Here is a 15,538-nt window from a genome sequence, read left to right as displayed (position 1 = left end):
CTATTAGCGATAACCCATCACTCAATCACTCTTCTGAGGAGGCACACAGAGACAGTAGGGCTCGTCTTGCTAAGCTCATCGCCGCGATGAGCCGCGCCTTATCGTCTGTTTATCGCCACCAAAGGGATAGCAAAGCAGCAGAAAACCTGAAATAGCAGTGGCGTACTGTTCGCTTCTTATCGCAGCAGCCCGAATATGCTTTACGATGTGGGATTGTTTGGATTTAAATGAAGTTTTGACTGGCCTGCGACTAACAGGGAATATCCAATATGAATCTATGCTGAATTAATATGATAAAAGCAGATGAAATATCTGAATAATATTATTCACCATAAGCCAATCGAATATTCTATTTCCTTTTAGGTATGTGGTTGTTTGCTCAATTGCACATACAAGAGCTAAGGTTAATACAGTCAAATGTTTTTACAATATACCAATTGACACTGCATTGAGCAGCAAACAGAATAGTTCCTCATTTTCGCTAGTTGTCAGAGGTTAAGATGTCTTTATTATCTAAATTGTTATTTGCGGCTTGTTTTATCAGCTTTATAACTGTTGCACAAGCAACACCGGTAAATGTTGAGCAGCCTGCTGATTTTAGTAAGAAATTTGTAGAGGCCATGAATGCAGGTAATATCAATGGCTTATTATCTCTATTATGAAAAAGATGCGGCCGTAGTCACCGACAAAAAAGTATATACAGGCTTAGTAAAAATCCGAGAAAATTTAATTAACTTTAAATCGCTTAATGGTGAATTAAGCTCTCAGGATGTATATGTGATTGAAAAGGATGATTTGGCATTAGTGCGAGTGAATTGGGTGATTCGTAGTAAGGATGCCTCTAAGAAAAAATTAGCACAAGGAGAGAGTATTGAAGTGCTGAAAAAAGTCAAAGGGCGGTGGATATATGCCATTGACCACCCATTTGGCGCATCAGATATGTTAAGTGCCGCGGTAGATAAAAATAATAAATAGAGGCCGTTAGTGCTATTTAAAGGCCAGTGTGGATAGAGATAAACACGGTTTTTAATATGGTGAAGATATCAATTCACATCTTCCAAATAGCGTAAAAATAAATAGAAAGCCTATATTTTTAATGTATTTTTGCTGAGTAAGAAAATTCAGTTTAAAAAAAGACGCCGCGAGGGCGTCTTAGGCATTTTTATGCTTGCAGGGTAGGGGGGCGCTGGCCGCTTATTCCCATTCAATCGTGGCAGGCGGCTTGCCGGAGATGTCGTACACCACGCGGGAGATGCCGTTGATCTCGTTGATGATGCGATTGGACACGTGACCCAAGAAGTCATAAGGCAGGTGGGCCCAGTGAGCGGTCATGAAGTCGATGGTTTCGACGGCGCGCAGGGCAATCACCCAGTCATATTTGCGACCATCGCCCATCACGCCAACGGAGCGCACCGGCAGGAACACGGCGAACGCTTGGCTGACCTGGTTGTAGAGGTCGGCTTTGCGCAGCTCTTCGATAAAGACCGCATCGGCGCGACGCAAGATATCGCAGTACTCTTTCTTCACTTCACCAAGGACGCGCACGCCCAGACCTGGGCCCGGGAACGGGTGACGGTAGAGCATGTCGTAGGGCAGGCCCAGTTCTAAGCCCACTCGGCGCACTTCGTCTTTAAACAGCTCCCGCAACGGCTCGACTAGCCCCATCTTCATCTCGTCCGGCAGGCCGCCAACGTTGTGGTGCGACTTGATGACGTGGGCTTTGCCGGTCTTGCTGGCAGCCGATTCGATCACATCTGGGTAGATGGTGCCTTGGGCCAGCCACTTGGCGTTTTTCAGCTTTTTGGCTTCGTCGTCGAATACCTCAACGAAGACGCGGCCAATGGCCTTGCGCTTGGCTTCCGGCTCGTCAATCCCTGCTAGGGCACCTAAGAAGCGCGCTTCGGCGTCGACCTTGATGATGTTAAGGCCAAAGTGATCGCCAAACATCTCCATCACCTGCTCGCCTTCGTTTAAGCGCAGCAGGCCGTTGTCAACGAAGACGCAGGTGAGGCGATCGCCGATGGCGCGGTGTACCAGCATGGCGACCACCGAGGAGTCGACCCCGCCGGAGAGGCCAAGGATCACCTCATCATCCCCTACTTGCTCGCGGATGCGGGCAATGGCGTCGTCGATGATGGTGGCCGGCGTCCACAGGCATTCGCAGCCGCAGATGTCTTTGACGAAGTGCTCCAACATACGGGCACCCTGCCGGGTGTGGGTCACTTCTGGGTGGAACTGCACGCCGTAGAAACGCTTGGCTTCATTGGCCATGGCGGCGTGGGGGCAGGTCGGGGTGCTGGCGATGGTGGTGAAGTCGGCCGGGATGGCGGTAACCTTGTCACCGTGGCTCATCCAGACATCCAGCAGGGCGTTGCCGTTATCAGCAATGGCATCTTCGATGTTGCGCAGCAGGGCACAGCTGTTACCGGCATTACCCAGCACTTCGACCTTGGCGTAGCCAAACTCACGCAAGTTGGAGGATTGCACCTTGCCGCCCAGCTGCTCGGCCATGGTTTGCATGCCGTAACAAATACCAAACACCGGCACCCCCGCGTTGAACACGTACTCAGGTGCGCGTGGGCTGCCTGCTTCGGTCACCGACTCGGGGCCGCCAGAAAGGATGATGCCGCTTGGGTTAAATTCGCGGATCTGCTCTTGTGTCACATCCCAAGCCCACAGCTCGCAGTAGACCCCAATTTCGCGCACGCGACGGGCGATAAGCTGGGTGTATTGGGAGCCGAAATCCAGAATAAGGATGCGGTGAGCGTGAATATCTTTAGTCATTTTATTCCTGCATCAGACTGATTTTTAACAAAACCGAGCTGTATTTGATCACCCATCAGGGGATAACAGCAGTGACAAAACGGGGCACCTGGGCCCCGTTTTTCTTAGCCCATCCGATAGTTGGGGGCTTCTTTGGTAATGGTCACGTCGTGAACGTGGGACTCTTTCATCCCTGCGCCGGAGATCCGCACAAATTCTGCCTTGGTGCGCATGTCGTCGATGGTGGCGCTGCCGGTCAAACCCATGGAGGAGCGCAGGCCGCCCATCTGTTGGTGGATGATCTCTTTGAGGCGCCCCTTGTAGGGCACCCGCCCTTCGATCCCTTCTGGCACCAGCTTGTCGGCGGCGTTGTCGGTCTGGAAGTAGCGATCGCTGGAGCCTTTGGACATGGCGCCCAAGGAGCCCATGCCGCGATAGGATTTGAACGAGCGACCCTGATAGAGCTCGATTTCTCCGGGTGCCTCTTCGGTGCCCGCAAACATCGAGCCGACCATGACGCAGCTGGCGCCTGCCGCGATGGCCTTGGCCACGTCGCCAGAGAAGCGGATACCGCCATCGGCAATCACCGGAATGCCGGTGCCTTCGAGGGCGTCCACCGCATCAGAAATTGCGGTGATCTGCGGTACGCCAACCCCAGTGACGATACGGGTAGTACAGATAGAGCCTGGGCCAATCCCCACCTTCACCGCATTGACGCCTGCCGCGACCAGCGCCAACGCGCCTGCGCCAGTTGCCACATTCCCGCCAATGATTTGCAGGTCAGGGTAGGCGTCACGGGTCGCTTTGATCCGATCCAGTACCCCTTGGGAGTGACCGTGAGAGGAGTCAATCAGCAGCACGTCCACCCCGGCTTCCACCAGCGCAGCGACCCGCTCTTCGTTGCCGGCACCCGCCCCCACCGCAGCTCCCACCCGCAGGCGACCCTTGTCATCTTTACAGGCATGGGGTTTGCGTTCGGCTTTTTGGAAATCTTTAACGGTGATCATGCCCTTTAAGGTGAAGTCGCTGCTGACCACCAGCACCTTCTCGATCCGGTGTTTTTGCATCAGGGCCACCACCTCTTCACGGGGTGCCCCTTCGCGCACGGTCACCAGACGATCTTTTTGGGTCATGATCTGCGCGACGGTTTGCGAGAGGTCAATCACAAAGCGCACATCACGACCAGTGATGATACCGACCAGCTGGTTACCGTCGGTGACCACAGGGTAACCGGCGAAGCCGTTTTTGTGGCTCAGTTCCTTGATTTGGGCAATGGTCATGTCTGGGCGCACGGTGACAGGGTCGGTCACCACACCGCTTTCGTACTTCTTGACCTTACGCACCTCGGCAGCTTGCTGCTCGATGGACATGTTCTTGTGGATAAAGCCGATACCGCCCTCTTGGGCCAGTGCGATCGCCAAACGGGCTTCGGTCACGGTGTCCATGGCAGCGGAAATCATCGGAATATTCAAGCTGATAGCAGCAGTCAGCTTGGTACGCAGGTCGGCAGTATTGGGAAGAACATCGGAGTGGGCGGGAACCAACAATACATCGTCGAAGGTTAACGCTTCTTTGGCAATCCTGAGCATGGCAATATCTCACCGTTGAGGAGGGGGGGAGTAAAATATTGCCGACAAAGTCTACGTATGATGCTGTCACGGGTAAAGAAATTTGTTGAGTTTTTATCAGCTAGCGAGCTTTTCAACCGCCAACGCCTTAAAAAAACAACAATTAGGCGCTGAAAAAAGGGCGTGATGGCATGATCAGTAGCACGGCGAGTGGGACTGTCACTCTCTGGCTCGCTTGCGGTTGGTATTGGGCCGCCCGCCAGTGACCACATCGGCCCGGCCCGCCTCTTTCGCCTGTTCGGCCCGTTTTTTACGGATCTCTTTGGGATCGGCAATCAAGGGGCGATAAATCTCAATCCGATCCCCCTCTTGCAGCAGCTCATTGCCCTTGCTGGGGCGGCTATAAATACCGAATTTGTTGACCATCAGATCGATATCGGGATGCTGCTGCACAATCCCTGACAGCTCGATCGCGGCGAGCACGCAGGTATTGGCGGGCACTCTTAACGGGATCACGGTCTGGCGATCGGGGAGGGCATAGACCACTTCAATATTGATGGGATTGATGGACTCAGACACCGTAGACCACCTTGGCGCGGTTAGAAAACGCCAGCACCATCGAACTCACGAGGTCACGAAATATTTGGCCAAAGGCCAGCTCGATAAGCTTTGAGGTAAATTCGAAGTCGAGGTCAAACTCCACCTTGCAGGCATCCACATCCAGGGGTGTGAAGGTCCACCAGCCGGCCAGCTTGCTAAATGGCCCATCCACCAGCTCCATTTTGATCTGACGATTAGCCTCTAGCTGATTGCGGGTGGTAAAGGTCTTGGCGATACCGGCTTTGGCCACATCGACCGAGGCCATCATGTAATCGTCGCCCGCCTCATGAACCCGGCTGCCAACACAACCGGGTAGAAACTGCGGATAAGCATCCACATCGTTGACTAACTTGAACATCTGTTCAGCGCTGAACATCACCAAGGCACTGCGTGTAATACGGGGCATCGCTTTTCCTCATCCAATCGCCGCGATTTTACCACCATGTTGGCGCTTTTGGAGGTAAAACCTTGGCCCAACTGCTCACAAAGCAGCCACTTGACCTGCTGCGCGTTTTACAGCTGCCCCCACCCACGTATAATACGGGCCTCCTAGTCATTGCCGGAAATCGCCCGTCATGAGCAAAAAGAACAGTAAAAACAAAGCCGGGTCCAGCACCATTGCACTCAACAGAACCGCCCGCCACGAATACTTCATCGAAGAGAAGATCGAAGCAGGTCTGTCCTTGCAAGGGTGGGAAGTGAAATCCCTGCGGGCGGGCAAGGCCAACATCAGCGAAGCCTATGTCATCTTCCGCGATGGTGAGGCCTATCTGTTTGGCTCTAGCTTCCTGCCACTGCAAGCGGCCTCCAGCCATGTGGTGTGTGACCCGACCCGTACCCGCAAACTGCTGCTGAGCCGCCGTGAACTCGACAAGCTCGAAAGCCTGATCGCCCGCCAGGGCTACACCATCGTGCCCCTCGCCCTTTACTGGAAACAGTGCTGGGTCAAGGTTGAGATCGGTCTGGTGAAGGGCAAAAAAGAGCACGACAAGCGCGAAGACACCAAGGCCCGCGAGTGGGATCGGGAAAAAGCACGGATCATGAAAAACAAGAACCGAGGCTAACGACGCCCCCATGAAAGTCCGAGCTGATGCTCGGACTTTTTTTGCTGGCCTGTTTTTATCCACCTGTGCTGACCCTGACGAACAATAAATCGGCAAACAGTGTCTCGACCCGTGGGAATGGTCATCAACGCCTTGCCATACCAGCATTTTTGCGTACAATCCCTACTGACAACTTGGGGCTGATTCTGGATTCGACAAGATTCACGAAACCCAAGGTGCATGCCGAGGTGCGGTAGGCCTCGTTAATAAACCGCAAAAAAATAGTCGCAAACGACGAAAACTACGCACTAGCAGCTTAATAACCTGCATAGAGCCCTTCTACCCTAGCTTGCCTGTGTCCTAGGGAATCGGAAGGTCATACTTCACAGGATCGTGTGGAAGTCCTGCTCGGGGCGGAAGCATTAAAACCAATCGAGCTAGTCAATTCGTGGCGTGTCTCTCCGCAGCGGGTTGGCGAATGTAAAGAGTGACTAAGCATGTAGTACCAAGGATGTAGTAATTTTGGACGGGGGTTCAAATCCCCCCAGCTCCACCAAATAAAACAAACCCCAGCCCTTTTTGGCTGGGGTTTTTTCTTGCCTAAATAAGGCGATTTTCCTTGTTTATTAGGCAGTTATCTACACCACCTTGGCAAAGCAACAGCACAGCGGCTCACCTAACATGGGGGCTAATATGAGCCATAAGTGATCCAAGGGTGATCCAAGGGTGATCCAAAAACAGCAAAGCCTGCATTGTTGCGGGCGTTGTTGTGTGCTGGCCTTTAGCAGCACTTACCACTAAGCCGCGCGCGATCTTCGACGCCAGCGCCATCAAGCTCGGCCAGCAGAGCCGGGCGCCGAGCCCGTTCGACGACGTCGGCGCCAAGTGGCTGGTGACGGCGTATGCCAGATTGGAGGCGGTTTGATTTTTATATGATTAGATTCGCGATCGTCCGAATACGCTTCGCTATTCGAACCTACGGGCTCACATCGTGGGGAACTGTTTCGCCAGCGTATCCTGTCGTTAGTGGAGACAGCCAAACGACTGGGGCATTGCCCAGAGGAGTGGCTGCGCTCCATCGTCAAAGCCTGCATCGAGAAAACGGATTACCCCATCTCTGCAGAATTGTGTGCGTCAAGCCCCTGCTGGTGAACGGTTACTCAAACATGGGCTGGTAACAGCCCCGAAAGATTGGCCATATTTCACCTTCCATCGTTGGGTTCAACAGGGCCGATATCCATTATCATGGGGCGATGCCGCCACGCCAGCATATGAAATGCCACACAACAATAAATAATCGGAATTAACGTGGTTAACGTAGGGCGCAATAAGCGGAGCACATTGCACCGATTTCGTGAGGATAGAGGTGCAATTCACTTCGTTCATTGCACCCTACGAAAATTGGTGTGATAAACAGTCAGCTTTTTTCTTTCGTATTTAGCAAAATAAAAAGACATAAAGTCTTAAGGTATATTTATTGATTTGGTTCACCATCAAGTTTTCTGGATAGATTTTCCTTTGCCTTTAGGTTACTCAAATCCTTTATAAAGTTAACGCTGGATGCGATGACAATATATATGCAAAATAGTTGAGCATATGTAAGAGCAAGAAGACCCCATATTCCTATGCTAGTAAATGCTTCTTTGTTGGAGGTGAATGCAGCAGTTTTTATAATGAAAGGTTTTGCTGCAACACCAATAACAAGTAATGATAATGTTGCTGCCGATAATATGACGATTCCAACTAATAGTATTACTCTTTCGGTATCTGTATCAGAATAGAGAGCTGTGACCTTTGATGGTTGAATAATTCTTAATACTGCATTTGGATAGATATATGCTATCCAGATCCCCATAATAGTGAAAATCATTGCTGATGTATTCTGTAGGATTGCTATCAAAGCCTCTACGTCCTTGAAAGCAATATCAGACCTAAAGTGGTGACTTATATAAGTCACTACACCAATGCTCATTCCCGATTCTCCATGGACTCAGCTTTGCCTATTAAACCATATACAAAAGTAAGGGGGCGTATCTGGTTATTAATATGTGATGGCGGCGTTGCTGCCCAAATCAGCCAACAAATCATGACTTCCCCAACCCCAAGTGATCGTTACACTCAGGGCTTTCTGACAGGCAGACCTAGGGTGTTCAGTTTGTTTATCGCACTCACATACGCCATCACTTCTCCCACCAACAAAAAATCTGGGACACCCACCTTTTTGACAGCGAAGTAACAGGTGAAGCTACGCCCTGTTTTTCGGTAAAAAGTCTGATCACTTAACCAACTTGCTCTCCATCACCCCTTGCTTGCCTTCCTCTTCGCTGACCTGACTCAGCTTGGAGCGGGCCAGCAGCAGGCCCATCTTGACCTCCTGCCAGACGTAGTAGTTTTTACCCGCCTCGGTGCTGAGGGTCAGGGTGGCATCGTTCTCCGACTTGGAGGTGAGGGTGTGGCTGCCCGGCGTCACCTGCTTGAGGATATAGCTGTGGGCCACGGTATCGCCGACAGCCATACCATCCACCAGCACCGGCATTTTCACCGCCGTGCCGAAGGTCTCATTGCGATAGATATAGAGGTTGGCCGCCTCTTTGGGTGCCACAAACTGCTTGGCCTGCGCGTCTGTGGTGGCATCGGCCATGGGTACGGAAGCACAACCGGAAAGCAGCGCCGCCGACAGCAGGGCGGCACTCAACATTATTTGCCTGAACATAGTTGTTATTTTTTAGTAAGTTAACGGGATTTAAAGGTTCGCATGGGGCTTTGTTGTCGGGCAACCACTCAAACCATCGCCGGTGTGACGGGATTCAATATTCCAACAATTAAGCGACATAATGCACACCATATGAGTATCTCCTGCTGGCGCCCGCCGCCATGTGGCAGGGGCTGCCTGACGGGGGCTACGTTGGTGGCGGCTATGGCCTGTCGTGCTGCGGGTCGGCAGGGGGGCGCGGGCCTCTGGCAGCAAAGGTCAGGCGTTCATGCCATGTGATATTGGCGCGAATGGCCTTGGCGGGGTTGCCCACTGCAATGCTGGTGGCGGCTATCTTGCCGGTGACGGTTGCGCGGGCGCCAATGATGCAGTCATCACCAATCTGCGCGCCTTTTAAGATCATCACCTCTTGGCCGATCCAGACTCGGCGGCCGATGACGATGTCGTTGGCGGCGTTGATCCGCTGGCCGCTGGCGTCATAAATATCGTGGCCATCGCTGGTCAGCATGGTGATGCCGGTTGCGAGCAGGGAATCATCGCCAATGAGCAGACGGGTGCCGGCTTCACGGCAGGATAATTTGCCCGGCCCCGTATTTTTGACGCGCTTGCCTATGACTAGAGTGCAGTGATTGCCCAGCACTTCAATCACAAGGCCTTTGAGGTGACAGCCTTGGTCAATGATCAGGCGGTTGCCTTGCCCTTCCATGGTGATATGACAGCGCCGCAGGTCGCTATCAGCGTCGATATGTAGCTGGTTGTCGCCAGCGGTGATTGAAATGGTGCATTTTCTCAGGCGGGCCCGAGGGGAGATCCGCAGGGCATGGCCTGCGGCGCGTACCTTGTTATGAACGCGGACGAGGAGGTGTTGCAACAGAGAGGGCAGTGTCACGGGAGCGATCCGGTGGTTCAGGGAGGCCACATCTTAGCAGCACAGGGGAGGTCGTCGAAAGATGAGCTTATCGCACCATCAGATCGCCGAAAGATGAACTCAGCGTTATGGTCGCCACTTCGCCGCTATCACAGCGATTGCCACTGTCACAGCGATTGCAACATAAGAAGAACATGAGTAGGGGAGGCGGGGTCAATGGAGTGGGGTGGTTGCGGGGCCCACCATGCCACTGATCAAGGTTGGCATGGTGGGCGATGGGGGGTTATTCGCAGGCGACGTGCATCACCTTGATGGCCAGACCCCCGCGGGAGGTTTCCCGGTATTTGGAGTCCATGTCTTTACCGGTGATATACATGGTCTCGATCACTTTATCGAGGGAGACCCGTGGCTGCGAGGTGCGGCGCAGGGCCATGCGGGAGGCGTTGACCGCTTTCATCGCGGCAATGGCGTTACGCTCGATGCAGGGCACCTGCACTTGGCCTGCAACCGGATCACAGGTCAAGCCTAGGTTGTGCTCCATGCCGATCTCGGCCGCTTCACAGACGTGCTCGGGGCTGCCGCCCATCAATTCGGTCAAGCCTGCGGCCGCCATGGAGCACGACACCCCGACCTCGCCCTGACACCCCACTTCCGCGCCAGAGATGGAGGCGTTCATCTTGTAGAGGATGCCAATGGCGCCAGCGGCCAAGTAGAAGCGGGTGTATTCATCGCGGCCCACCGGTTGGATAAATTTGTCATAGTAGGCGAGCACGGCGGGGATGATGCCCGCTGCGCCGTTGGTGGGGGCGGTGACCACCCGCCCACCGGCGGCATTCTCTTCACTCACGGCCAGGGCGAACATGTTGACCCAGTCGACGATGTTCATCGGATCGTTGGAGAGATTTTCATTGGTGGTCAATTGGCGGTAGAGCGGGGCGGCTCGGCGTGGCACCCGCAGCGGGCCAGCAAGGACCCCTTCGGTGCGGCAACCGCGCTCGATCCCCTCGCGCATGGTGGTCCAGATCTTACCGAACTTTTTATAAATCTCTTCTGGGGTGTTAAAGCACTGCTCGTTGGCCAGCATCAGCGCAGAGATCGACAGCCCGGTTTGGCTGCAGTGGGCGACCAGCTCTGCGGCACTCTTAAACGGGTAGTTGACCGACATATTGCCGCTGTCAGTGTTGCCAAAGTTGGCTTCATCGACGATAAACCCGCCGCCGATGGAGTAGTAGGTCTTGCTAGCGACGGCGTCATCTTCAATAAAGGCGGTCAAGGTCATGCCATTTTCATGCAGCGGCAGAGCTTCGTCATGAAACACCATGGCATCACGGGGAAAGCTGACGGTGTGGCAGTGCAAGCCGATGGGCAGCCGTTCGGTCTGCTCTACGCGCGAGATAAACTCTGGGATGGCGTCGATGTCGACATTCTCCGGCAGGTTACCCGCCAAACCCATGATGATCGCGATGTCGGTGTGGTGGCCTTTGCCCGTCCAAGAGAGTGAGCCATAGACATCGACCTTGATCCGAGTGATCTCACGGATTTTACCGCCTGCGCGTAACTCATCGACGAACTGTTTGGCCGCTTTCATCGGGCCAACTGTGTGGGAGGAGGAGGGGCCTACACCGATTTTGAAAATATCAAAAACGCTGATCATGTGACGATTACCTCAGGGTTGAAGGGAGCAACATGCCCGCTTACAGAAAAAGGGTGAGTTCATTGAGTGGCTGAGAAACCGCTCGGTTTGAGACCGCTCACGAACCAGATAACCGCAGTGTAACGGTTTAAAATCGAACAAAAGTTGAATTAGATCTATTTTTTGTTGAATTTTAACGGCGATTATAAAATTTATTTTTATTTTTATCTATTTTGTTAATCGCTAGCCAATAAAAAACCCCTCACTGCACAGGAGGGGTTTCTGTTCACGGTAAGTGATCGCCATCCACCGAGTGATCGGTGGGCGCTGGTTAGTAGCCTTGTTGGTGCACGTCCATCACAGCGCGCCCAGACGGGTCGGCCATCTCTTTGAACTTGGCATCCCACTCCAGTGCGGTGGGGGTGGAGCAGGCGACCGACTTGCCGTAAGGCACGGTGCGGGCGGCGGACTCCAGCGGGAAGTGTTCGTCGAAGATGGCGCGGTAGTAGTAGGCCTCTTTGGTCAGCGGGGTGTTGACGGGGAAGCGGAAGGACGCCGCCTCGAACATCTGATCGGTCACCTCCTGTTCGACCATGGCTTTGAGGCTGTCGATCCATGAATAGCCCACGCCGTCGGAGAACTGCTCCTTCTGGCGCCATGCCACTTCATGGGGCAGCAGATCTTCGAACGCTTCGCGCAGGATGTGCTTCTCAATCTTGCCGTTGCCACACATCTTGTCCGCGGGTTGCAGGCGCATCGCCACGTCCATGAACTCCTTATCAAGGAACGGCACGCGCCCCTCGACGCCCCAAGCGGCCATCGACTTGTTGGCACGCAGGCAGTCATAGAGATGCAGGGAGGCGAGCTTGCGCACGTTCTCTTCGTGGAATTCTCGGGCGTTGGGCGCCTTGTGGAAGTAGAGGTAGCCACCAAACAGCTCGTCGGAGCCTTCACCGGAAAGCACCATCTTGATCCCCATCGCCTTGATATAACGGGCCATCAGGTACATCGGGGTGGAGGCACGAATGGTGGTGACGTCATAGGTCTCAAGGTGATAGATGACATCCCGCAGCGCATCCAGTCCCTCTTGCACGGTGAAGTGGATCTGGTGGTGAATGGTGCCGAGGTGATCGGCCACTTTACGGGCAGCGGCGAGATCCGGCGAGCCTTCCAGGCCGACCGCAAACGAGTGCAGCTGCGGCCACCAGGCTTCGCTCTTGCCATCGTCCTCCACCCGACGGGCGGCGTAGATCTTGGTGATGGCGGAGATCACCGACGAATCGAGCCCGCCGGAGAGCAGCACGCCATAGGGCACGTCGCACATCAGCTGGCGTTTGACTGCCGCTTCCAGTGCCGCTTTCAGCTCAGCCTTGTCACTGACCTTGTGTTCGACCGCGCCGTACTCCATCCAGTCACGCTTGTACCACTGTTTAAGTTCGCCATCCTTGCTCCACAGGTAGTGGCCCGGTGGGAAGGTTTCGACGCTCTTGCAGACGGGCACCAGCGCCTTCATCTCGGAGGCGACATAGAAGTTGCCGTGTTCGTCGCGGCCGGTATAGAGCGGGATGATCCCCATGTGGTCGCGACCAATCAGGTAAGCATCTTGCTCGGCGTCGTAGAGGATAAAAGCGAAGATGCCGTTGAGATCGTCTAAAAATGCCGGGCCCTTCTCCTGGTAGAGGGCGAGCAGTACTTCACAGTCGGATTTGGTCTGGAACTGGAAGTCGCCCTTGAGGGTTTTCTCCAGTTCTTTGTGGTTATAGATTTCGCCATTGACGGCTAATACGTGGGTGCGATCGGTGTTATAGAGTGGCTGAGCGCCATTACCCGGATCGACGATGGCCAAGCGCTCGTGCACCAGAATCGCTTTATCCGAGCTGTAGACGCCGGACCAGTCTGGCCCACGGTGACGCAGTCGCTTGGACATCTCTAACGCCGATTTACGCAGGGCAGCTGCGTCGGACTTGATATCCAGAATGCCGAAAATAGAACACATTGGCGGTAATCCTCTTGATTTTTATCTGAACCCTTGGGTGCTGGCTCAAAATTCCGTTTACAGTCCCCAGCAGCCACAATGCCTAGTGGAAAAACCATTTGCAAGCAGGAAAACCGCAGAAAATCATGACGTAAGCGTCAACCCATCGTGCTGACAACAGGTCCGTTAGACGCAGGATAAGCCACCTCATCTTGACGTCTACGTCAAGGGCAGCCAATCAGGCGTGAGGCTCGAAGATCACATAGACCTTACGACAAGAGGTGAGGGTCTCCCATTCCCCGACAAAGCCAGCGGGAATGACGAATTGATCGCCGGGTTTCAGCGCAAGCTGGCCGCCTTGACGGTCGTGGATCACCACCTCTCCCTCCAACAGTTGGCAATATTCGTGCTCGGTGTAGTGGATCGCCCAGCGGCCCGGCTCGCAGGACCAAAAGCCCACGTGAAACTGCTGGCTGGGATCGGAGTAGTGGTTCCACACCGTTTGCGTCGGATTGCCTGCTGTAATGCGCTCGGGGGCGGGCATGAGTGGGGTTGCGGCAGCTTGATGGCGGTCGAGCAAGATCCAGTCATTGAGGGTTTTCATGATCGCTCCTTGGTTTGGTAACTAGGTTGGGCTACTAGGTCAGGTAACATGGTTGGGCAATGCAGACGGGGCCAGCTCGGCCCCGTGTATGTTTGTTTTATTAAACAAATGAATCCATAAACTAAACGATGACTCCCCCCTTGCCAAGTACCTGAGTCCCTTGCTTAGCGATCTGGTAGGTGGGGGATGACGTGGCGAGCAAAGCCGCTGCCCGCTTCGTTATAGACGTTGAATACCGCATCGACCCCATAGGCTTGCAGCGAGGCAATCTCATCTTCAAAGCGGACAATGGCGGCGATCTTGCCGCTAAAAGCTTGGCTACGCAGTTTTTCGATGGCATAGAGGTTACCCGAGTGGTGGGGCATCGCCAGCAGGACCAGATTGACTTGATTGGAGAGCAGGACTTTATCCCAGAAGTCGGTATCGGTGGCGTCGCCCTCGATAACGTTCATGCCTTGGGCACGCAGCGCAGGCAGCTTGTCGCTGTCGTTTTCCACCCCGAGGATCACTGGGCCGACCTGATGTTCTAGCTCCGCGTAGGCGCCCTGGCCAATGCGCCCCATGCCAAGGATGATCACCTCGGCATCACCCAGCTCGATAGGGCGGTCTTCCGGATGCAGGTTGCTCGCTTGCAGCCCCTTGAGCCAGCGGCCAATGCGATGGTAGATCCGTTCGCTGTGGCCATTTAACGGAGCCGATACCATAAAACTGGCCGCCAGTGCCAGCGACAATGCCACCAGCCACTCATGAGAGAGCCAGCCCGCTTTGGCCGCAATGGCCGCCACGATCAGGCCAAATTCCGAAAAGTTACTGAGGGCCAAGGTGGAGAGCAATGCGGTGCGCACCCGCAGGTGGGCACCACTGTAAACCAGATAATAGAGGGCGCTTTTGAGCGGCAGGGCCAGCACCAGCACCAGTGCAAGCACCATGGTCTCTTGGGTGGGCAGGCCGTTGAGGCCGATGGTGAGAAAAAAGCAGACCAAAAAGAGATCTTTTAAGTTAAACAGCGCCTTGGCCAAGCCCGCAGCAGCAGGGTGAGCGGCGAGCAACATCCCGATGATCAGGGCCCCTAAATCGGGTTTAAGCCCCACCATCTCAAAGCCAGCAGCCCCCACAACCAGTGCCAGAAAGACCCCAAACAGCACCAACAATTCGCCGTGGCCCACACGTTCTAATAGCTTGAACAGCAGCGGGCGCAGCAGCGGTAATCCCAGCACCCACAGTGCCCAGATGCTGGGCCACTTGCCGCTGGAGAAGGTGAGAAAGGCCACTGCGAACAGGTCCTGCATCACCAGCACGCCAATGGCGATACGGGCGTAGAGGGCATTCATGTCGCTGCGATCTTCCAATACCTTGACCGCAAACACCGTGCTGGAGAAGGAGAGGGCAAAGCCCAGCAGCAGCGCCAGTTTCCAGTCAAGGGAGAGCGCCAGCGCAAGGCCTAAGCCCTTACAGACCAGCAATATCAGGGTGAAGAACAAGGTCGAGAGCAGCAGATGTACGCTGGTGGTGCCCCACACATCGCGCCGCATCAGGGTGTGGAGGTTGAGCTTGAGGCCAATGGTGAACAGCAAGAGGGTGACACCCAGATCGGCGATCTTATTTAAGGCTGGGCTAGGTTGATAGCCCATGGCGTTGAGCATAAAGCCGGCGGCGAGAAAGCCGAGCAGAGGCGGCAGGCCAATGAGGTTGACTACCATGCCGCAGCCAAAGGCCACGGCGATCAAAGTGGGTTCCATGTTTCATCCTTCGGCATGATGCTGCTGCCGCG

At 54.4% G+C, this 15,538-nt stretch carries 14 protein-coding genes, 1 other RNA gene and 1 pseudogene; 5 read left to right on the top strand and 11 right to left on the bottom strand.

All coding sequences use genetic code 11. The features are described 5' to 3' along the window. Positions 1-500: 500 nt before the first annotated feature. On the top strand, positions 501-662 hold the full coding sequence (locus CUC53_RS18790; protein ID WP_157798185.1) for a hypothetical protein: 162 nt from the start codon (positions 501-503) through the stop codon (positions 660-662). After that, the gene (locus CUC53_RS03240) at positions 640-975 is read left to right on the top strand and encodes a Cif family virulence factor (RefSeq protein ID WP_100292820.1); all 336 of its coding nucleotides are present in this window, start codon (positions 640-642) and stop codon (positions 973-975) included. Before CUC53_RS18790 ends, CUC53_RS03240 begins: the two co-directional genes overlap by 23 nt. 219 nt (positions 976-1,194) lie before the next feature. Here CUC53_RS03240 and guaA read toward each other — a convergent pair whose 3' ends face one another. From guaA to CUC53_RS03220, 4 genes are all read right to left on the bottom strand, one after another. After that, positions 1,195-2,784 (bottom strand): glutamine-hydrolyzing GMP synthase, encoded by a 1,590-nt coding sequence (guaA, locus tag CUC53_RS03235; RefSeq protein ID WP_100292819.1) that lies wholly within the window; start codon positions 2,782-2,784, stop codon positions 1,195-1,197. 104 nt (positions 2,785-2,888) lie between these two features. Further along, on the bottom strand, positions 2,889-4,352 hold the full coding sequence (guaB, locus tag CUC53_RS03230) for an IMP dehydrogenase (protein ID WP_100292818.1): 1,464 nt from the start codon (positions 4,350-4,352) through the stop codon (positions 2,889-2,891). Between the two features lie 198 nt (positions 4,353-4,550). Continuing rightward, positions 4,551-4,910, bottom strand: a complete 360-nt coding sequence (locus CUC53_RS03225; RefSeq protein WP_236757854.1) for an RnfH family protein — start codon at positions 4,908-4,910, stop codon at positions 4,551-4,553. Then, positions 4,903-5,337, bottom strand: a complete 435-nt coding sequence (locus CUC53_RS03220) for an SRPBCC family protein (RefSeq protein WP_100292817.1) — start codon at positions 5,335-5,337, stop codon at positions 4,903-4,905. The genes CUC53_RS03225 and CUC53_RS03220 overlap by 8 nt, the downstream gene beginning before the upstream one ends. A gap of 169 nt (positions 5,338-5,506) precedes the next feature. On the opposite strand from CUC53_RS03220, the gene smpB reads away from it, so the two are divergent. From smpB to CUC53_RS03205, 3 genes and pseudogenes are all read left to right on the top strand, one after another. Beyond that, the gene (gene smpB / locus CUC53_RS03215) at positions 5,507-5,995 is read left to right on the top strand and encodes an SsrA-binding protein SmpB (protein ID WP_026455809.1); all 489 of its coding nucleotides are present in this window, start codon (positions 5,507-5,509) and stop codon (positions 5,993-5,995) included. 175 nt (positions 5,996-6,170) lie between these two features. Next, positions 6,171-6,530, top strand: a transfer-messenger RNA (tmRNA) gene (gene ssrA, locus CUC53_RS03210). A 428-nt stretch (positions 6,531-6,958) separates the two neighbouring features. Further along, positions 6,959-7,126: pseudogene (locus CUC53_RS03205) on the top strand (IS66 family transposase); the annotation flags it as partial. 322 nt (positions 7,127-7,448) lie between these two features. Here CUC53_RS03205 and CUC53_RS03195 read toward each other — a convergent pair. From CUC53_RS03195 to CUC53_RS03165, 7 genes are all read right to left on the bottom strand, one after another. Further along, positions 7,449-7,946 carry a hypothetical protein gene (locus CUC53_RS03195; protein ID WP_100292816.1) on the bottom strand — a complete coding sequence of 166 codons (498 nt, stop codon included), beginning with the start codon at positions 7,944-7,946 and terminating at the stop codon, positions 7,449-7,451. Between the two features lie 303 nt (positions 7,947-8,249). Beyond that, positions 8,250-8,687, bottom strand: coding sequence for a DUF2846 domain-containing protein (locus CUC53_RS03190; RefSeq protein WP_100292815.1), 438 nt, complete (start codon positions 8,685-8,687; stop codon positions 8,250-8,252). A 202-nt stretch (positions 8,688-8,889) separates the two neighbouring features. After that, positions 8,890-9,576: an acyltransferase gene (locus tag CUC53_RS03185; RefSeq protein ID WP_236757853.1), complete on the bottom strand. Its 687-nt coding sequence runs from the start codon at positions 9,574-9,576 to the stop codon at positions 8,890-8,892. Between the two features lie 262 nt (positions 9,577-9,838). Then, positions 9,839-11,209 (bottom strand): L-serine ammonia-lyase, encoded by a 1,371-nt coding sequence (locus CUC53_RS03180; RefSeq protein ID WP_100292814.1) that lies wholly within the window; start codon positions 11,207-11,209, stop codon positions 9,839-9,841. Between the two features lie 310 nt (positions 11,210-11,519). After that, positions 11,520-13,184 (bottom strand): asparagine synthase B, encoded by a 1,665-nt coding sequence (asnB, locus tag CUC53_RS03175; protein ID WP_100292813.1) that lies wholly within the window; start codon positions 13,182-13,184, stop codon positions 11,520-11,522. 217 nt (positions 13,185-13,401) lie between these two features. Next, the gene (locus CUC53_RS03170; RefSeq protein ID WP_100292812.1) at positions 13,402-13,767 is read right to left on the bottom strand and encodes a cupin domain-containing protein; all 366 of its coding nucleotides are present in this window, start codon (positions 13,765-13,767) and stop codon (positions 13,402-13,404) included. Positions 13,768-13,931: 164 nt separating this feature from the next. Continuing rightward, entirely contained in the window at positions 13,932-15,506 is a 1,575-nt protein-coding gene (locus tag CUC53_RS03165; protein ID WP_100292811.1) for a cation:proton antiporter family protein, read from the bottom strand. Positions 15,507-15,538: the final 32 nt, after the last annotated feature.

The organism is Aeromonas cavernicola (assembly GCF_002795305.1).
Taxonomy (GTDB): Bacteria; Pseudomonadota; Gammaproteobacteria; order Enterobacterales; family Aeromonadaceae; genus Aeromonas; species Aeromonas cavernicola.
This window is presented reverse-complemented; position numbering and strand designations above follow the sequence as displayed.